The organism is Alteribacillus bidgolensis (assembly GCF_002886255.1).
GTDB lineage: Bacteria > Bacillota > Bacilli > Bacillales > Marinococcaceae > Alteribacillus > Alteribacillus bidgolensis.
In genome coordinates, this window is record NZ_KZ614149.1 from 3,857,394 (window position 1) to 3,878,083 (window position 20,690).

13 protein-coding genes and 2 pseudogenes are annotated in these 20,690 nt (G+C 37.3%); 9 read left to right on the top strand and 6 right to left on the bottom strand.

All coding sequences use genetic code 11. The annotated features are described in order from the left end of the window. The first annotated feature begins 24 nt into the window (after positions 1-24). Positions 25-1,455 carry an MDR family MFS transporter gene (locus CEF16_RS19205; RefSeq protein WP_091585398.1) on the top strand — a complete coding sequence of 477 codons (1,431 nt, stop codon included), beginning with the start codon at positions 25-27 and terminating at the stop codon, positions 1,453-1,455. 363 nt (positions 1,456-1,818) lie between these two features. Here CEF16_RS19205 and CEF16_RS19210 read toward each other — a convergent pair whose 3' ends face one another. Beyond that, on the bottom strand, positions 1,819-2,016 hold the full coding sequence (locus CEF16_RS19210) for a YdiK family protein (RefSeq protein ID WP_091585401.1): 198 nt from the start codon (positions 2,014-2,016) through the stop codon (positions 1,819-1,821). Beyond that, positions 2,013-2,729 (bottom strand): CPBP family intramembrane glutamic endopeptidase, encoded by a 717-nt coding sequence (locus tag CEF16_RS19215; protein WP_091585402.1) that lies wholly within the window; start codon positions 2,727-2,729, stop codon positions 2,013-2,015. Before CEF16_RS19215 ends, CEF16_RS19210 begins: the two co-directional genes overlap by 4 nt. Positions 2,730-3,112: 383 nt before the next feature. Between CEF16_RS19215 and groES the strand changes: the two genes are divergently transcribed. Continuing rightward, entirely contained in the window at positions 3,113-3,397 is a 285-nt protein-coding gene (groES, locus tag CEF16_RS19220) for a co-chaperone GroES (RefSeq protein ID WP_091585404.1), read from the top strand. Positions 3,398-3,448: 51 nt separating this feature from the next. Next, positions 3,449-5,092, top strand: coding sequence for a chaperonin GroEL (groL, locus tag CEF16_RS19225; RefSeq protein ID WP_091585406.1), 1,644 nt, complete (start codon positions 3,449-3,451; stop codon positions 5,090-5,092). 215 nt (positions 5,093-5,307) lie between these two features. Here the strand turns inward: groL and CEF16_RS19230 are convergent. Then, positions 5,308-5,537, bottom strand: a pseudogene (locus tag CEF16_RS19230) (tyrosine-type recombinase/integrase); the annotation flags it as partial. Positions 5,538-5,897: 360 nt separating this feature from the next. Continuing rightward, positions 5,898-6,782: a selenium metabolism-associated LysR family transcriptional regulator gene (locus CEF16_RS19235; RefSeq protein WP_091585408.1), complete on the bottom strand. Its 885-nt coding sequence runs from the start codon at positions 6,780-6,782 to the stop codon at positions 5,898-5,900. A gap of 535 nt (positions 6,783-7,317) precedes the next feature. On the opposite strand from CEF16_RS19235, the pseudogene selA reads away from it, so the two are divergent. Then, positions 7,318-8,533 (top strand): annotated as a pseudogene (gene selA, locus CEF16_RS19240) (L-seryl-tRNA(Sec) selenium transferase). A 98-nt stretch (positions 8,534-8,631) separates the two neighbouring features. Here selA and citZ read toward each other — a convergent pair. Further along, a complete protein-coding gene (gene citZ / locus CEF16_RS19245) occupies positions 8,632-9,747 on the bottom strand; it encodes a citrate synthase (RefSeq protein WP_091585413.1) in 1,116 nt (371 codons plus the stop codon). Positions 9,748-9,904: 157 nt separating this feature from the next. On the opposite strand from citZ, the gene CEF16_RS19250 reads away from it, so the two are divergent. From CEF16_RS19250 to CEF16_RS19265, 4 genes are all read left to right on the top strand, one after another. Further along, entirely contained in the window at positions 9,905-12,064 is a 2,160-nt protein-coding gene (locus CEF16_RS19250; RefSeq protein WP_091585414.1) for a sensor histidine kinase, read from the top strand. Then, positions 12,042-13,406 carry a sigma-54-dependent transcriptional regulator gene (locus tag CEF16_RS19255; RefSeq protein ID WP_091585415.1) on the top strand — a complete coding sequence of 455 codons (1,365 nt, stop codon included), beginning with the start codon at positions 12,042-12,044 and terminating at the stop codon, positions 13,404-13,406. Before CEF16_RS19250 ends, CEF16_RS19255 begins: the two co-directional genes overlap by 23 nt. Positions 13,407-13,555: 149 nt before the next feature. Further along, positions 13,556-14,503, top strand: a complete 948-nt coding sequence (locus CEF16_RS19260) for an ABC transporter substrate-binding protein (protein ID WP_170032150.1) — start codon at positions 13,556-13,558, stop codon at positions 14,501-14,503. A 19-nt stretch (positions 14,504-14,522) separates the two neighbouring features. Beyond that, the gene (locus tag CEF16_RS19265) at positions 14,523-15,506 is read left to right on the top strand and encodes an MmgE/PrpD family protein (protein WP_139185959.1); all 984 of its coding nucleotides are present in this window, start codon (positions 14,523-14,525) and stop codon (positions 15,504-15,506) included. A 936-nt stretch (positions 15,507-16,442) separates the two neighbouring features. Here CEF16_RS19265 and pyc read toward each other — a convergent pair. Then, positions 16,443-19,889: a pyruvate carboxylase gene (pyc, locus tag CEF16_RS19270; RefSeq protein WP_091585421.1), complete on the bottom strand. Its 3,447-nt coding sequence runs from the start codon at positions 19,887-19,889 to the stop codon at positions 16,443-16,445. A 132-nt stretch (positions 19,890-20,021) separates the two neighbouring features. On the opposite strand from pyc, the gene CEF16_RS19275 reads away from it, so the two are divergent. After that, positions 20,022-20,678, top strand: coding sequence for a TetR/AcrR family transcriptional regulator (locus tag CEF16_RS19275; RefSeq protein ID WP_091585423.1), 657 nt, complete (start codon positions 20,022-20,024; stop codon positions 20,676-20,678). Positions 20,679-20,690 lie beyond the last annotated feature (12 nt).

A 20,690-nucleotide genomic window follows, 5' to 3' on the forward strand; every position in this document is an offset into this window, starting at 1 on the left:
TGTTCTTATTGGATGGTGGACTCAATGAAGAAGTTACCAAGAAAATGGTTAATTGTTATCTCATTGCTTATGGGAACCTTTACAATGATCTTAAACAATAGCATGTTAAATCCAGTCCTCCCTCGATTTATGGACATATTTGAGGTAAATGCAGTTGCCGTTGGGTGGGTCATTACTATTTTTATGGTAGCAATGGGAGTGACAATGCCCCTTACAGGCTTTCTTGGCGATAAATTTGGGAAGAAAAAAGTTTATATAACAGGTCTTTGTATATTTACGGCAGGATCTTTTTTGGGAAGTTTGTCCTGGGACCTTGAAGCGTTAATTTTTTTTCGCGGTATTCAAGGGGTAGGTGGAGGATTAATGATGCCTCTGTCTATGGCATTAATATTTGAGGCTTTTCCACGAAATGAGCGGGGAATGGCGACAGGAGTATGGGGAATTGCAGCAATGCTTGCCCCAACAGTGGGCCCTACTGCCGGTGGGTTGATTGTTGAAATGGCAAGCTGGCATTACTTATTTTTAGTTAACATTCCGTTTGGAATCACAGCGATCTTTTTTGCGAAAATATTCTTAATAGATACGAAGACAAATCCGAATATCCGCTTTGATAAATGGGGTTTTTTATTTGTTACAGGAGGAGTTGGCCTCCTTTTATTTGCCTTAGGGAATATTTCCTCCTATGAACACTTACAATCACCGTTAAACATTAGTTATATCATATCAGGGATAATATGTTTATTTATTTTTATACAGATTGAAAAGCGAGTGGCTTACCCTCTACTAGATTTATCTATATTTCGTATAAGTGCGTATTCATTAAGTATGTATATTACAGGTTTATCTAGCGTTGGTTTGTTTGCTGGAATCTTTTTAATTCCTCTGCTCGTACAGAATGTATATGGTTATGATGCGGTGATGACAGGATTGATTTTTTTACCGACGGCTTTAATGAGCGGTATTTTTATTAATCTTGGCGGACGTTTGTTAGATAAAGGAAAGGCTGCACTTGTTGTGACCGCAGGAACAACGATATTAGCTGCGGGTACTATCGCGCTTGCTTTTCTTTCCTTGGAGTCGGCCTTAATTTGGGTGTTTATATGGATGGCTGTACGGGGAATTGGAATGGGACTTTGCAGTATCCCAGCTTCTACGGCTGGGATTAATTCTATACCGGAAGCGTTTGTTTCTAGAGGTTCGGCTATGAACAGCGTATTTCGACAAATGAGTAATGCCCTTGGTATTGTTTTTGTATCGATCTATTTTGAGGTAAGGCGTTCCCAAGTGTTCGCTAACAACAGCGGTTCTAGTGAATCTGCAAGCCTTCAAGCTATTACAGAAAGCTTTGCCGTCCTTGGAACTATTACATTATTATCTATACCTGCTGCTAATGTATTAGGGAAGAAAGCCAAGCAATCTCAGAAAGAAAGAGATAAAGAAGAACAAAAAGTGTAATCAGAAAAACTCCGCTTTCGCAACGTCCTGTGGGTGCTGGACGTTGAATGGTATAGTTTTGGCTTAGAAATGACATCTCGTTTATCGATCTTTACACGAACAAATTTGCTCTTTACGGAAAGAATGGAGGCGATCATTTTGCATTCAATTGCCTTCACTTCAAATAATCGATACACTTACACCATATCCTGGGGTCCTTGCTTTATGACAAATCCGAATGATATAAGATCCCTTTTTGATGGCCTCGGCTAGGTGGGGAACCGCTCCATAATAGTTTGGCTTTTCACACCTCTCATCTGTGTTTTATTACATGCTTAACCTATAACAGTGCAAAAAAAGCTTGGCATAAACGCCAAGCTTTCCTTATTTCTTTTCTTTTCCATCTTTAGTTTTCATTCTGAAAAAACGGATACCTACCATAATGTCGATAGCAGCAACGCCTGCAAAAAAGAAGGCCCAAAAATCCCAGGACGACGTATTTACGTTTTGAATAGCCAGATAAATAAACAGCCCGGCAAGAGCAAAATATATCATCCCCATTGTGTTTGGAGAAAAATTCATAAAGGCCATCCTCCTAAGATGAATTGCATCTGTTCGAGTTCTTCCTGCATTTCTTGCAGCTTATCCCCTAATAGCACTTGTATAATGACAGCATAACCATTCATGGCTACGTGGGCGATAATAGGTACTATAATTCGTCCTGTTTTGACATATAAAAATGAGAAAGTAATACCTACAGCGGTATAAATTAAAATGTGTGTAAAATCAAGGTGCACAACCGCGAAAATAACAGAACTTAATAATGCAGAAATAACAAAGTTAAAACGTTTATAGAATGCCCCAAAAATTACTTTTCTAAATACGATTTCCTCTAAGATAGGACCAATGATAGCAACCACGATGGCAAATATAGGAACCATCTTTACCATTTCTAGTATATCTTGAGTATTTTCTGAACCAGGTTCAATACCAAATGCGTATGTTTCAATCATAATCGCTAGATATTGAGCAATAAATGCCAAGAAAATCCCAAAGATAGACCACTTCACTGCATGTCCTGCCGTCGTGCGTTCTAACCTTGGATGTTTGTAACGGCGTTCTGGCAGGAGTAAAAATAAGATGAGTATTAATGTAACAATAAAACTCCACATGCTCCAGGCCGCAAAACTTTCGTTTAGATCTAATCCTCTTCCATACAGAAAAGGCACGCCAAAAATTCCGGAAACATGCATTAATATGTAAACAATAAGTATAGCCCAATAACGACTGTTCACCTTAGTTCAACTCCTCTATTAAGCATATGCCCGTATTGTATCATAATGCGAATAGAAACGAGAGCCATAAGGTATGTGAAGTTATTGTGACAAGAGGATGGTTAAAACTTGAATAGAAAGGGAAATCTGTCTGAGGGGTGAATTCCTTAAAAGAAGTAAAAGGGCGTTAAAATATCAATTAGAAAAAAGAGTTTGGATGAATGAATAAACATTTTAGAAAAAATTTGTCTTTTCTCTTGCAAAAACGAAGGGAAATGATTATCATAATAATTGGTATTAGCACTCGCTTAACTTGAGTGCTAATAATATCAAAAAATGTCGGTAATCCTTGCTGCCGCTGTTTGCAGCAGTTGCCGAGCAAATCCTAAAGGAGGGTGTTTACCTTGTTAAAGCCTCTTGGTGATCGACTCGTAATCGAGCAAGTCCAAACTGAAGAAAAAACAAAAAGCGGAATCGTGCTTCCGGATTCTGCGCAGGAAAAGCCTCAAGAAGGTAAAGTTGTCGCAGTTGGGAACGGACGCGTCTCAGACAATGGAGAGCGCATTGCACTGGAAGTAAAAGAAGGAGATTCTGTTATTTTCTCTAAATATGCAGGAACAGAAGTGAAGTACGAAGGAAACGATTATCTTATCCTTCGCGAAAGTGACGTACTCGCTGTCATTGGTTAATAACAGGGTCTAAAAACCCTACATATTACATTTATTCAGGAGGTTGAAACGATGGCTAAAGATATTAAATTCCGTGAAGACGCCCGCCGTGCAATGCTGCGTGGGGTAGATGAGCTTGCTAACGCTGTAAAAGTAACATTAGGGCCAAAAGGCCGCAACGTTGTATTGGAGAAAAAATTTGGTTCTCCGCTTATTACAAATGACGGTGTTACAATTGCTAAAGAAATTGAGCTGGAAGACAACTTTGAAAACATGGGTGCTCAGCTCGTATCTGAAGTAGCCAGCAAAACAAATGATATCGCTGGTGACGGTACAACAACAGCGACTGTTTTGGCTCAAGCTATGATTCAAGAAGGCTTGAAAAACGTAACTTCCGGTGCGAACCCAATGGGAATCCGCAAAGGGATTGAAAAAGCTACGGAAGTGGCAGTAGAAGAATTGAAAAAGATTTCTAAGCCGATCGAAAGCAGCGAATCTATCGCACAAGTTGCATCTGTTTCCGCATCTAGTGATGAAGTAGGCCAAATCATTTCTGAAGCAATGAATCGTGTAGGAAATGACGGCGTTATCACAGTAGAAGAGTCCCGAGGTCTTGAAACTGAACTTGAAGTTGTAGAAGGTATGCAGTTCGATCGTGGATACGCGTCTCCTTACATGGTAACGGACTCCGATAAAATGGTTGCTGAACTAGAAGATCCATATATTCTTATTACTGATAAGAAGATCACCAATATCCAAGAAGTTCTTCCGCTTCTTGAGCAAGTGGTACAGCAAAATAAGCCAATTTTGATCATCGCTGAAGACGTAGAAGGCGAAGCACTTGCTACACTAGTTGTGAACAAACTTCGCGGTACGTTCAATGCTGTAGCAGTAAAAGCACCAGGCTTTGGCGACCGTCGTAAAGCAATGCTTGAAGACATCGCTCTTCTAACAGGCGGCGAAGTAATCACTGAAGATCTTGGTCTTGATCTGAAATCTGCTACAATTGACCAGCTCGGCCGTGCAGGAAAAGTAGTTGTAAACAAAGATGACACTACGATTGTTGAAGGCTCCGGTAAGCCAGAAGACATTTCCGGTCGTGTGAACCAAATTAAAGCACAAATCGAAGAAACAACTTCTGAATTTGACCGTGAAAAACTGCAAGAGCGTCTTGCTAAGCTTGCAGGCGGTGTAGCTGTTGTTAAAGTCGGCGCTGCTTCTGAAACAGAAATGAAAGAACGCAAGCTTCGCATCGAAGACGCACTGAACTCTACTCGCGCTGCAGTAGAAGAAGGTATCGTATCCGGTGGTGGTACAGCTCTTATGAATGTTTATAAAGCTGTGCAGGCTATCTCTGTTGATGGAGATGAAGCAACAGGCAGAAACATCGTTCTACGCGCATTAGAAGAGCCGCTTCGTCAAATCTCCCATAATGCAGGACTTGAAGGCTCCGTTGTAGTTGAACGCATGAAAGGTGAAAAAGTAGGAACCGGATTTAACGCTGCTACTGGTGAATGGGTAGACATGGTTGAAGCAGGTATTGTTGACCCTACAAAAGTTACTCGTTCTGCATTGCAGCACGCTTCTTCCGTATCCGCTATGTTCCTCACAACCGAAGCTGTTATCGCTGACCAGCCTGAAGAAAACGAAGGCGGCGGTGCCGGCGGCGGAATGCCAGACATGGGCGGAATGGGAGGAATGGGCGGCATGATGTAACTTCCACATGGATGTGGTGGCTTAGGCGTTGCAACAGGACGTTGCGGGTTTAGCCTAAGTTCCTTAATCTAGGATGTTGGTCACTCGGACGTCGCGGTCTTAGTCCGAGATCTGCTCAAAAACCCCATGATAATAAGGTTTGAAGGCCCTTGTACTCCTTGAAAAGCGTTCAGGGGTAACAAACGGGTAACATATTCTTAAATAAGGGCTTAAAATCAGAGGTTTTCCATGAGTTCTTTGAACTTTTGGGAAGCCTCTTTTTTTTCATCTCTTTTGTTATATGCAGGTAAACATTTTTTGTAGTGGACTCATCCTCATGCCCTAATCGTTTCATAATTTGTGGAAGACTTACTTCTGCCTCGGCAAAAATAGAAGTATGAGTATGTCGTAACGAGTGCGGAGTAAGTTCGGTATTTAATCCCGCTAGTTTTAACAATCTTGCCATAATATGTTAAAATAAAGGAAAAGAAATGAATGATAAGTATACCCTGAGTGTAATCACTCAGGTTTTTAATAGAAATATTTACTACGTATTTATTCATATCATTGGTAATTGTAATACTTATACAGAAGCCATCTTAGAAAATTAAAAGGTACAACAGAAACGGAATAAAAAAACATAATACGTAAACCTAACAGTTTTTTGACGAAATTAAAATAACACTCTTTGGAACACGAAGAAAAAAGCGCAATAGAACTCTTTTCCCATGTCCAAAAAGACCGTCACTAACCGATCAAAGCAGCACATAAGGGTAAAAAGTACTTGGTGAATTTAATGTTATAAAATAAGGTAAATAGTAGCTTTTTAAATGCCAATTCTTTCATTAATTTTTTTTTCTATTAATTCTATCATTGTCATAATAGTAACGTTGTTCCGTTTATGAGAAGGATAGACAAAATAAAAATTTCGTTTGACAGGCAGTTCTAAAAGAATTTTTATCCTTTTCTGTTTATTAGCATTTTGAGCCGCAATATGCGATACAAAGGAATACCCTAATCCTGATTCTACCATTGTTATAACACTTTCGGTACTATGGACAGTAGTTAAGCAATGCAACTCGTTCACTGAACCTCCCCATTCAGATATTCCTTTTTGAACGGCTTTCCATGTACCTGAACGTTCACTTCTGAAAATGAAAGGAAGATCTCTTATATCTTCAAAATCTTCAATTTCTTCACTGTTATTTGGTCCAATTAAAGTTAATTTATCTTGAGCAATACATTCATGGTTTAATTCTTTATTTGCAATTTGACAACCTATAATACCAATATCTAATTGCTCATTTTGTATAAGATTTAAAATATTTTCAGAGTCACCTACCTTAAGAGAGATTTCTACATGCGGGTTGGAATCTATATATGTTTTCAATAAAGGAGGGACAATATATGTGCCGGGAATTGTGCTTGCTCCAATGCGAAGAAGCCCCGTTACGTTATTTTGGAATACCCGACATTCTTCCTCTAACAATTTCCAATCACGTAATAGTTTTTGCCCTTTTTTATAAGCAACTCGTCCTGCTTCTGTAGGTTCTAATGAGGTTCGATTTAAAAGTGTGGATCCTAAGTCTTTTTCTAAAGTTTTTAATTGTTTAGTGACGCCAGGTTGACTAATATTCAATATGTCAGCAACAGCCGAAAAACTTTTATAATCTATAATGAGTAAAAAGGTTTCAACTCTTTTTAAGTTCATTTTTATCGATCCTCTCCGTGTACAAACTTTTGAAAGGTAATAGCTCAGAAAATATTAATCATGATTACTTTCAGTTATCATAAATATATCTAATTGTGAAAAAAAAGTAAACATAAGGTTTAAAATAAAAATGAATTGTTATACCATCAAAAGTTGTTGAGCAAACCAATTATAACCAGGGAAATCGCTGCTTCTGAAGGAAGAGAAGAAATGATTGCCTATGATATTTCTTTAAGAGTGTCTCTACGCTTAGGGGATTTAAGTATTTTTATTCTGAAAAGCCTTTTAGTTAATTTATCCATACAAATTGTAATCATGATTATATAATGGTATTGTTAAATATAACACTATTAAACAAAGGAAAGTTACAACGTTTTCTAGGTTTTATTACCGAAGAGCAAAAAAGGGGAGAAGATGCAAGGGAATTACCAGCTGTCCATAAACTTAAAAGAGATAAAAGATTCATGAATTTAGTAAACGAAAAGAGATTCCGCCTAGTAAATTAACACAATGGATTCAAGAAGAAATTGATTTAATAAGGGAGAAAATACGTAGCAATAAATACGAAGATAAAGTTGAAAAAACTCTTTTAAAAGAGGAAATTTTTGCGAAATTGGAAATAAGAGCTGATGAATTTATTTCATACCGATTGAAACGAGTGATAAACGCTACTGGTATCATACTACATACAAATCTAGGAAGGGCAAGATTAAGTGAAGACGCCATTAAGCAAGTAGTATTAACTGCTAGAAATTATTCTAATTTAGAATATAATATTGAACAAGGCCAGCGTGGTTCAAGACATGATATTATTGAATCCATATTAAAAGAAATTACCGGAGCAGAAGGGGCAATGGTAGTTAACAATAATGTGGCTGCAGTTTATCTTATTTTAAGGACATTAGCAAAAGGAAAAGAAGTAATTGTGTCTAGAGGAGAGCTCGTGGAGATTGGAGGATCTTTTAGGGTTTCTTCGATTATGGAAGAGAGTGATGCAAAGCTCGTTGAGGTAGGTACAACAAATAAAACCTATTTATCTGATTATGAACATGCTATAAATGAAGGAACATCTCTTTTAATGAAAGTACATACAAGCAATTTTAAAACTATTGGTTTTACAAAGTCAGTGAAAACAAAAGAGTTATCTGATCTCTCTTCTAAGTATAATAATGTGTTCGTTTATGAAGATCTAGGAAGCGGGGCTTTGTATGATTTTCATAAGGATGAAATTGGTGATGAACCAACTGTTGATAAAGTTTTAAAACGGGAGTAGACATGGTCTCTTTTAGTGGTGATAAATTGTTAGGGGGGCCTCAAGCAGGAATTATTGTTGGAAAAAAGAGTTGTTAAATAAATTAAAAAAACATCAGCTTGCAAGAGTATTGCGAGTGGATAAAATGACGCTGGCTGCTCTTGAGGCTACAGTAAAATCGTACATTCAAGGAAACCATAAACAAATACCGACGATTGGAGATTTAATAACGCCCCTTTCAAAAATAAAAGAGAAAGTAGAGATCTTTATTTCGCAAATTGATACCGAGGCACTTATTAGCTGGAAGTGGGAAATAAGAAAAGACACGACACAAATTGGTGGAGGTACAATGCCTGGTGTGGAAATCCCTACTTTTGCAGTAGCTTTGACTCATTCAAGGTATACTTCAAATAGGGTCTTTGAACTATTGCGCGTGGGGCACCCTTCAATCATTACACGCCTAAAAAAGAAAATGTACTTATTGATTTTCGTACAGTGACTGCTGAAGAAATTCCACTAATAATAAATAAGCTAAAAGAAATAAAGTAAATTAAAGCGCTAACAAAAAAGTTAGCGCTTTGTTATACTTCGATTTTTTTACCTATTCTCAAGTGGAGTGTATGTTTTATTTACCGCTCCAATATATTCTGCACGGGGACGAATTAAGCGATTATTATCATATTGTTCCAAAATATGTGCAATCCAGCCGGATGTTCTGCTAATTGCAAAGATAGGAGTAAATAGGTCATGTTTTATTCCTAGACTATGATAAACAGAAGCTGAATAAAAATCAACATTTGGTAAAAGTCCTTTTTCTCTAGTAACAATTTTTTCGATTTCGAGTGACATTTCATACCATTTTCTTTCGCCAGTGATTAATGTTAGTTGTTTAGACATTTCTTTTAGATGCTTTGCCCGCGGGTCACCCTGTTTATAAACTCTGTGACCGAATCCCATGATTTTTTGTTTATTATCTATTGTTTTACGAATATAAGGTTCTACATTTTCCACCTCGCCAATTTGCATTAACATCTCCATAACAGCTGTGTTAGCTCCGCCATGTAAAGGACCTTTTAAGGCACCAATTGCTGCTGTAACACCGGAATACAAGTCTGATAAAGTCGCTACGCAAACACGGGAGGTAAATGTCGATGCATTTAATTCATGGTCGGCATGAATTATGAGAGCCTTGTTTACAGCTTCAACTGAAATTTTCTCAGGTTCATTTCCGGTTAACATGTATAGAAAATTGGCCGCGTAATTAAGGTCTTCTCTAGGCTCAAGGGGATCTTTATTCTGTCTAATTCGTGCAAAAGCAGCTACTATGGTCGGGATTTTTGCTTGTATTCTGATAGCCTTTCTATAATTGGCTTCCTTAATTAATTTATCAGCTTCAGTGTCAAAAAAGGATAAATAGGAAATCCACGTACGAAGAGCAGCCATGGGATGTAAATCCTTAAGAGGAGAAGATTTCATTTGGTCTAAAAATGTTTTAGGTAGCGCACTGTTGTAGGAAAGTTGTTTTTTTAAGTCATTTAGTTCAGTTTTTTTGGGAAGTCTTCCATTCCATAATAGATAAATTACTTCTTCAAAACTAGCATTTTCAGTAAGATCATCAATATTATATCCCTGGTACCTCAATTGATCATCAATGATGGAACTTACACATGATGTTGTTGCTACAATTCCTTCTAGCCCCTTTGTTTTTAACATACAAATCGCCCCTTTCACTTTTTAATTCTGAGAACTAATCATGATTATAACATAAACATGATAATTTTAAAATTAAAGAAAAAATTTTTTTTCTATTTAGAAAATAATTTCACTTTAATATATAATATAAATACAGATACTTAATAAGTTTCAGTTTATGAAAGGGAATAAAAAGGTCATGATATTTCTCCGATCTAAATTAACAAAAAAATTTTTTATATTGTCGCTTGTTGGGAGTATTGTCTCCTTAACCCTCATATTTACTATAGCAACCTTTGTATTAAATCATTCAATTCGAGAAAGAATAGACGAACGTAATGAACTAATGGCTAAGACTCTTGCAAGCCATACAGATGCAGCGTTCCAACAAATAGTGAGTGAAATCAATAATGTCTCTCCAAATGAATTGAACAGTGAGAAAGAAGTTGAAGATTTACATGAGGAATTAAGCGAATTGGTATTAGAGAATATTTTTTTTTCTTACGTACAAGTCTTCAATGAAGACGGAAAAAGGCTTATTTCAGTGCCTGAAAACTATTTTTTTCGAGATGAAGATTTAGATAAAATTAGAAAGCGCCTTCATTGGAGTAAAACGTATTACATCTCTGATTTAATTACACTGCAAAATGGCACACAAACTATTGCGGTATCCGTTCCTATTCTTAATAGTGATGGAGAATTTAAAGGTGGAGTCAGTGCACTTATAGATTTGGAAAGTTTGTCAACTGCATTGAGCCAAGTACAAATTGGTCAAGAAGGAATAAATGCTTTGATTGATAGGAATGGCCGGGTTATTGCCCATACGGACGATAGTTATATTGGAAAATATTTGAAAAATCATCAAATAAATGATTTTTTGAATAGAAGTCGTATTGGAAATTGGGAGGGGATCATATTTGCTCAAAAGATGCTTTTAGCATATCGACCTATTTTATCAAGCGACTTTGGATTAATCGTTGGAGAGACTGAGAAACAGGCTATTGTTCCGATAGTCACTGTACAAAAAGTTTTAATAGAAGGGTTTCTGGTCGTCTCCCTAATGGCAATTTTATTTACTATATTTGGTACTATCAGTGTAGTTAAACCTATCCATAATCTTATCAATCAAGCAAAAGAATATAAAGATGGCAAAAGAAGAGGTTTTAATCTCATTAACACAAATGACGACTTACAAGACTTATCTGTTACTATGGACAGTATGGCAAACGAACTCATTAACAAAAGAAAAAGACTAGCTAACATTCTAGAATCAATTCCTTATGCGGTGATTACGACAAACCAAACGGGCAAGATCTTAACTTTTAATAAAGGTGCAGAAAAGTTATTGAAATGTAACAGAAAAGAAGCGGTGGGGAAACTTTTATTTAATTTCCAGCTTGAATGTAACAAACAAGAAGAAAGTGTTTCTTGGGAAAAGCTTTTAGAAGGAAGGGAATTTAATGAAGTTGAAGCTTCTTTAATAGATATAGAGGAAAAAGAACATGAGGTACGGATTTACTCTGCCGAGTTTAAAGATGAAATTAGGAAGAAAGCGGGTACTCTGTTAATCATACGTGATGTAAGTGAAATGAAAAAATTAGAAAACTATGCAAAACAAAGTGAAAGGTTAGCTTCTTTAGGACAACTAACATCTGGAATTGCTCACGAAGTAAAAAATCCCTTAAGTATTATTCAAGCAGCTGCTGAAGGCATTCAATACGAAACAATGGATAAAAAATTAAACAAGGATTTCATAAAAGAATTAAGCGACGATATTCTTGAAACTACAGAACGCATGAACATGCTTTTAACAGATTTTTTGAAAATGGCCAAGGATGACAGTGAAGTTGTAAAAGACAGAATTAATCTAGTTTGGATTTTCGATGAACTATTATCATTATTAAGAAAAAAATTTGACGAACAACAAATTACAGTGATATCAGAATACCGAAAGTATGATTCTGCTTATGTCCTATCTAATGAGAGCAAATTAGGACAAGTTTTCTTAAATATAATTTTAAATAGCTTACAGGCAATGGAATCAGGCGGTGAACTGTCTATTGATATAGAAGATCAAGGTATAAGTTGGGAAATAGAAATTAGAGACACAGGGTATGGAATTCCCTCTTCAAAGGTTGATTGGATATTTAACCCTTTTTATACTACCAAAAAAGAAGGAACAGGTTTGGGACTATCAATTGCTTATGAAATTATTACACAACAAGATGGAGAGATTAGTGTTAAAAGTAAGGAAGGGGAAGGGACGACAATTTATATCTCTTTACCGAAATCTCTGGAGGAAGGGGAAGATTCTGGTGAGATCCATATTACTGGTTGACGATGAACATAAATTATTAAAAATATTCCAAGTATCCTTAAAAAAGCGAGGATATACAGTTTTTACTGCAGCTAATGGGCAAGAAGCCCGAAATAAGATAAGAGAGTTAGAAGTTGATATTATTTTTCTTGATCTAAAGCTTCCAGATTGCAGCGGGGTAGATTTATTAAGAGAATTTACTTCCCTCTATCCAAAGAAAATATATATACTGATGACGGCTTATGCTAACGTTGAAAATGCAGTAACGGCAATGAAAGCTGGAGCTTTTGATTACATCATTAAACCGGTAAGAATGGAGCAGATCTCAGTAGTTATAGAAAAAGCGTTAGAATGGCTAAAAGTAAAAGAAGAAAATGATACATTAAAGGAAAGATTAAAACAAACTACGATGGTAGATGAGATATTTGGAGCTAGTTCTATTATGAAAAAAGTATTTAAGTTGGTTGAACGAGTTTCCACAACAGATGCGAATGTTTTAATTCAAGGAGAAAGCGGGACAGGAAAGAGTTTAATTGCAAAATCCATTCATAATTTAAGTGAACGAAGCAAATCACCATTTATCCCAGTAAACTGTGCGTCTATTCCTGAACAGTTATTAGAAACCGAGCTATTTGGACACAAAAAAGGGGCGTTCACCGGAGCCCAAAGCAACCGAAAAGGAAAGTTTGAAGCAGCTAATGGGGGTACGATTTTTTTAGATGAGATAGGAGAGATATCCCCGGCATTTCAAGCTAAACTGCTGCAGATAACACAGGACAAAACCTATATGCCTGTTGGCAGTGATGAAGTTAAACATATTGATGTTAGAATCATTACAGCTACTAACCGAGATTTAAGGAAAATGGTAGAAAGTGAATTATTTCGAGAAGATCTGTATTACCGGTTAAATATTGTAGATATCTGTATCCCTCCTTTACGGAAGAGCAAAGACGACATCCCCTTGTTGCTTGAAAAGTTTCTAGAGGGATTCAGAAAAAAAGATGGTCGTAATTATACAATTGATAGAGATGCTTTAAACATTTTAAAAAATTATAATTGGCCTGGAAATGTGAGGGAGTTAAAAAATGCAGTCGAAAGAGCTGTTGTCCTGTGTCAAGGCACCACATTATATATTGATGATTTTCCAGAGAAGATAAAAGAATCTAAAGAAAACGTGGATATAAAAGAAATAAACATTGAAAATGATAAACCTCTTCCTGAGAAATTAGAGTCTATAGAAAAACAGTTGATCCTTAAAGCCTTGGATGATGCAACAGGTCAACCTGCGACAGCTGCAAAGAAATTAGGAATTTCTCGTCAAACCTTGTTATATAAAATGAATAAATATTTCCAAAAAGAGTAGGGAGAATCAGTATTTTTATGATTGTCCCTTTTTGTAAAAAAAATTTTACGTTATCAGTAAACTTTTTTACAATTTCAATTCAAAATTAGAAATGAAAAGGCTTTAAGGATGGCATGATATTTGCAATAAATATAGTGAGAGGGGAAGTCATGAAGAATAAAACATGTAAGAACTATAAGAAGAAAACACTTATTTTATTTCTTTTGTTTCTTTTTTTATTGTTTGGGTGTATGAATGGACATTCAAATAATGAATTAGAAAAACAACCGACAAGTAAAGGTAAATTAACTATTGGAGCAAAGGATTTTACAGAACAGTCCCTTCTCTTAACTATCACTTCTGTATATTTAAGAGAAAATGGATATGAAGTCGAAACAGTTAGTAATATGTCAAGTCCTGATCTTCGTTCCGCTCTCGTAGATGACAATATAGATTTTTACTGGGAATACACAGGAACTGCTCTTACGCTTCATTTAAATGAAAAAGGGGAGAATGATCCAGAGACAGCTTATAAAAAAGTAAAAGGATTAGACAAAGAAAATGACATTGTTTGGCTTGAAAAATCTGAGTTTAATAATACCTACGCTATTCTAGTGAGAGAGGAGTTTTCTAAAAAGCATGGAATTACTACAGTTTCAGATTTAGCAGACTACATTAAAAATGGAGGTGAATTAAAATTGGCCTCTGAAAAAGAATTTTACAAGCGAGAAGATGGGCTCAAGAGACTGGAAGAAGCCTACGATTTTGACTTATCATCTGACCAAGTTATTGGGCTAGATTATAATTTAACGTACAAGGCTCTGGAGGACAAACGCGCAGATGCTATCGTTGGTTTTGTTACTGATGGAAGTATTCATAACTTAAATATTGTTGCGTTAGAGGATGACCAATCATTTTTTCCAGCTTATAACGTAGCTCCGGTCGTAAGAAAAGAAGTGATCGAAAAGTTTAACGATTTGCCCGAACTCTTAAACAACATTGCTGAACGTTTAGATAATGAAACAATCAGGACCCTTAATTATCAAGTGGATATCGAACATGCAAACACGCTTGAAGTCAGTAGGAACTGGTTAAAGGAAGAAGAGTTAATTGATTAAAAAAGACAGGGAGGGCTTTATGATGAATAGAATGACAACTTTTATTCTGGAAGAGCAATATAAAGAAACTCAACCGATAGTCCAAGAAACGCTGAAAAAAGCAATTATAGATATTGTCGGAAGTATAATAGCAGGCTCTCAAACAAAAGAATTTAAAAGTGCTAAAGACTATGCTTTTGAACTCTGGAAAAAAGGGGATTGCTCCGTCTATTTATCATCTGAAAAATTAAATTCAGTTGGAGCAGCATTTATGAATGCAACAATGGCTGGTGCTCTCAGATTCGACGATAGTCATTCTTTAATCAATGGTCCCCTTGGTTCTATTATTTTCCCCGCCATTTTTGCTATCTCAGAAGATAGAGAGGTAAGTGGTGAAACCTTTTTATCCGCTTTGCTGATAGGATACGAGGTAGGAATTCGGTCGGAGATGATCGGTAATCATTCGGGTTCAAATATTCATCAACATTGTTCTTGGGCCGCCATGGGAGCTGGAGCAGGGGGGAGCCGGGTCATAGGGTTGCCTGAAGATAAAATAGAGTATGTTTTAGGATCTACTGAACATTATATAACCTATTCTCCTTTAATGACTTCTATTGATTGTTCCATTGATCAATCTGATGTAGCTGCCTGGGGTAGTATGGCCGGCGTTAACTCATCGTATCTTACCGAAAAGGGAATTGAACGTAAGGGAGAACATTTTTCAAATTCTAATTTAACTATTAGTCCTGATATACAAGATATAGGAAGAGAGTATTTAATTAAGGACCTTCAATTTAAACTAAATATGTGTCAACGAGGTTCAAAACATTTAGGATTAGTCAAACCTTTCAGAGAGGTATCGAATTTTGAAATTAGACAGAAATTTCTTTCTTTGACTGAACCAATTATAGGCAGGAAGAATAGTGAACAAATAATTGAAATGATCATTCAACTAGAGAACATCAAAAATATGAGAGAATTTGCAACAGCGATTAATAATTTGTTTTTAAAAGAAGTAGTTTAAAAATTAATCTATATTTATAGAAACCTTGAACCATTTCTTTATCGTTTTTATTAACAGTACAGAATATTGAAAATTTTTGATGTGAAACTATATTATCATAAGGTTCTCTAACTCTAGGAAAATAGGGGCAGGTGGGATATACAGCAATTTTTTTATCATAAATTAAGTAACTAGATGATTAGCATATAGATAAAGAAGCTGGTTTTTTAATGGAAAATGTTAAGGAGATTTATCTGTATCGGAAAGTTCACTGAGAGTATTGGAATTCCTACCTTACTATTTCACCGGCTGTTGAGATGATCATGCTATTGAAGAACGCGGCTTTGTCATTGGTTCATCGATGACATGGGAGGACAATAGTCCGGGTGACGAATTAAATCCTACAGGTGTGGGAGAATCAAAAAGCAGAGCGGAATTTTGCTTTTAAGCGTTGAATATCTTAGTTCACGCACTTAACTTTTTGTTTCTATCCGTTTTGGCTGCTGAGCATTACTTTCGGTTTAACTCCACTTTGGGGATTGGCTTGCATTAAAAAGTACTGAAGTCCTGCACTCGAGCGAATAAGGATATATTTCTAATCTTTCAGCTCTAAGAGGGAGACTTTTTTCTCTGGTGATCGCTTGAGGTGAGCAGCATTACTTTATCATGGACCAGTGGAAAAATTCTATATAGGGAAAAGTAGGGGCTGTTTCGAGGGCCCTATCTAAAACGCAAAAGAAACCAACCGTGATTATCTCTCCTTACGGTTGGTTTCTTCATGTTTATAGGGGCTTTTGGGACAGCCCCTTTATTTACGGATACGTGAGGTAATTGGAGAGCCCCGGGGTAAGTTACCTCCAATTTATTTCAAAGGGATTTTTCAAAGGGATCCACAGAAGGAATTTACTGTTTATTCCTATTTTGGAATGTGATAAATGTCGAATGATTCTTTAGTCTTTATCTTTCTATTTCTAATAATAAATCACCCGTTTCAATAGTTTCTCCCCCGGAGACATATATTTCTTTAATTATTCCATTAACAGGAGCTTGTACAGTTGTTTCCATTTTCATAGCCTCTGTGATCATAAGGTGATCGCCTTTTTTGACTTTCTCACCTTTCTCGACGAGCTTTTTCACAACGGTTCCCGGCATAGACGCACCAATCTGGTTAGGATTTGTTTTATCTACTTTCGGCCGGTCAGATGCCGCTGTTTTTACGTTTTGGTCTTTAATGATTACTTCACGAGGCTGACCGTTTAATTCAAAGTATACTATACGATTTCCATTATCCTGTGGTTTAGAAATCGAAACAAGTTTGACAATTAACGTTTTCCCCTGCTCAATTTCAATTTCAATTTCTTCTCCTAAGCGGAGACCGTAAAAGAAAGTCGGTGTATCAAGAACGGATACATCACCAAATTGCTGGCGGAACCGCTCAAAGTCCATAAACACTTTTGGATAGAGAGCATAAGAGATTATATCATGGCTCGTTACTTGGCGGTCAAGCTTATGATATAAATTTTCTTTCACTTCCTGGAAATTCACCGGCTCCAACCGTTCGCCTGGACGGTGGGTGATGGCTTCTTTCCCTTTTAGGATGATTTGCTGAAGTTCTTTCGGGAAGCCCTGGTAAGGTTGTCCAAGAAAGCCATGGAAGAACTCTACAACCGAATCCGGGAAGTCAAGGTTTTCTCCTTTTTCGTAAATATCATCTTCTGTCAAATCATTTTGTACCATGTAAAGGGCCATATCACCGACTACTTTGGATGATGGTGTTACTTTTACTACATCTCCAAACATGTCATTTACACGGCGGTACATCTTTTTCACTTCATTCCAGCGGCCTTTCAATCCTACAGCTTTTGCCTGCTGCTGCAGGTTGCTGTACTGTCCGCCCGGCATTTCATGTTCATATACTTCTGTATGCGGGGCGTTCATGCCGCTTTCAAAGCCTTGATAATATTTACGGGTATACTCCCAATATTCACTAAGCGCCTCAAGTGCTTTTACATCAATATTCGGCTGCCGTTCTGTTCCCTTTAAGGCATAATAAAGACTGTTTGCACTAGGCTGGGAAGTCAGCCCTGCCATAGAGCTTGCCGCCACATCAACGATATCTACGCCAGCTTCCACTGCACGTGCGTAAGTTAAAATGCCGTTGCCGCTCGTATCATGGGTATGCAGGTGGATTGGAATATCAATCGTTTCGTTCAATTCAGAAATGAGCTGATAAGCAGCTTCCGGCTTAAGCAGTCCTGCCATATCTTTAATACCCAGGATATGAGCACCTGCTTCTTCTAATTGTTTGGCCAGGTTTTTATAGTAATTTAGGTCATATTTGTCACGTTTAGGATCAAGAATATCCCCTGTATAGCACATCGAAGCTTCTGCAATTTTGTTTTGTTCGCGGACTTCATTGATAGCAAGCTTCATGCCTTCCACCCAGTTAAGGGAGTCAAAGATACGGAACACGTCTATACCTGCTATAGCAGATTTTTCAACAAATTCTTTGATCACATTATCAGGGTAGTTTTTATAGCCGACCGCATTCGATGCACGCAGCAGCATCTGGAAGAGCATGTTCGGCATTTTTTCTCTTAATACTAACAAACGCTCCCAAGGGTCTTCATGTAAAAATCTCATCGACACATCGAATGTAGCCCCGCCCCACATTTCAGAAGAGAATAGATTTGGGAGCAGCCGTGATGTCGGCTCTGCGATTTTCTTTAAATCATGAGTCCGGAACCGAGTAGCAAGCAGAGATTGGTGGGCATCACGGAACGTAGTGTCCGTGAGCAATACTTCTTTTTGATTCTTTACCCATTCGGCTAAACCTTCCGGGCCTTTTTCGTCTAATATCTGCTTCGTTCCGTTAGAAAACGGTTCACTATGTTTAATTTTAGGAACTTCAGGCTTTTCAAATACCGGTTTTTTCTCTTGTTCAAGGCCTGGATAGCCATTAATAATGGTTTCACCGATAAAAGTGAGCAATTTTGTCCCGCGGTCTTTTCGTTTCGGGAACACAAATAATTCAGGTGTAGAATCAATAAAGGATGTATTATACTCCCCTGTTAAAAACTGTTCATGCTGAACGACATTTTCTAAAAATGCGATGTTTGTCTTAATACCGCGAATACGGAATTCCTGAAGGTTCCGAAGCATTTTAGCTGCGGCACCCTCAAAAGTAAGCGACCACGTAGATACCTTAACAAGCAGTGAGTCATAGTGAGGTGTAATGACAGCACCCTGGAAACCATTACCAGCATCGAGGCGTACGCCAAAACCGCCGCTTGATCTATAAGCCATAATTTTTCCTGTGTCCGGGAAGAAATTGTTAGCCGGATCTTCCGTCGTGACACGAGATTGAATCGCATAACCATTGGTAGTGATCTTTTCCTGGCTCGGAATGCCGATTTCGGGACCGTGCAATGATTTACCAGCTGCAATAAACAGCTGTGTCTGCACAATGTCCACCCCTGTAACCATTTCTGTTATTGTGTGTTCTACCTGTACGCGCGGGTTTACTTCAATGAAATAAAATTCACCGTCAGGATTAACGAGGAATTCAACCGTTCCCGCATTCACGTAATTAATATTCTCCGCCAGTTTTAACGCTGCATTACAAATGTTTTCCCGAAGTTCCTGACTTAAAGACACGCTTGGAGCAATTTCAACGACCTTCTGGTGACGGCGCTGTACAGAGCAGTCTCTGTCATAAAGGTGCACGATGTTGCCTTCTTTGTCCCCAAGCACCTGCACTTCAATATGCTTTGGATTTTCAATGAACTTTTCCACGTACACTTCATCGCTGCCAAAGGAAGATTTCGCCTCAGAGCGTGCACGGTCATACGCTTCTTCTAACGCTTCAGGGCTGCGTACGATCCGCATCCCGCGTCCGCCTCCGCCAAGAGCGGCTTTAATAATAAATGGAAATCCATGTTCATCAGCAAATTTTTTGACTTCATGGATGCCGGAAACCGGTCCGTCACTTCCTGGAATAACAGGAAGTCCGGCTCTAATAGCCGTTTCTCTTGCTCGTACCTTATCCCCGAACATATGTAGATGTTCGGTACCAGGGCCGATGAAGATAATGCCTTCTTCTTTACATCTTTGTGCAAATTCAAGGTTTTCTGATAAAAAACCATAGCCTGGATGAATTGCATCTACGTCATTGCTTTTTGCTGTTTCTATAATGCTTTCAATATCAAGATACGCATCAATCGGTTTTTTTCCTTCGCCAATTAAGTAAGCTTCATCTGCTTTGTACCGGTGAAACGCACTGGAGTCTTCTCTTGAATACACCGCAACGGTTCGAATATGCAATTCGGTGCATGCTCGGAAAATACGGATGGCAATTTCTCCTCTGTTAGCAACTAAAAGTTTTTGAATTTTATTAGTCTCCATTAAAACCACTCCCTACTATATTTTTAAGGTTATTTCACTAAAAAAAAATAAAATTTTAACCTATATAACAAAAAATTATGCTATACTAAACTTATCGTAATCACATTTTAATCATGATTAGAGGTGAATTGAGTGAAAAAGGCCAAAAACAAAGAAATCCAGACCATCCGAATGATGGTATATTTCATAGATGCCACTTCCGAAATTATTGAACAAGAAGGAATGGATAAAATCACCATTCGAAAAGTTGCTGACTTAGCCGGCTTTAATAGTGCAACCATTTATAATTACTTTGAAGAACTCTCCCATTTAATATTTTTTGCATCGATGCGTTACGTGAAAAAATATATTAATGCTTTACCTGAATATCTTGCTTCCACTGAAGATCCTTTGGAACAGTATCTAAAAATTTGGGAGTGTTTTTCTAGGTTCTCTTTTAGTGATCCCCACATTTATTATGCAGTGTTTTCTTCAAACTTAGGTTACCCCGCTGAAAAACTTTTAAAGGATTACTATGGAATGTTTCCAACAGACCTTGTCGAAGTTCCAGCGGAGTTAAGAGAAATGCTCTTAGAATCTAATGTTACAAAAAGAGACTTTATTGCACTTAAGCCATGTATCGAAAAAGGCTACATTAAATCTGAAGATGCCAGTCAAATTAGTGAGATTCATTTTCTTATATGGCAAGGTATGCATACTATGTTTCTAAATAAAAGATGTGAATATACAGTGGAAGAAGCAACAGAAATAACTGTAAATCACATACGTGCTACAATGCAGAAGCCATAATTGCTAAGAAAA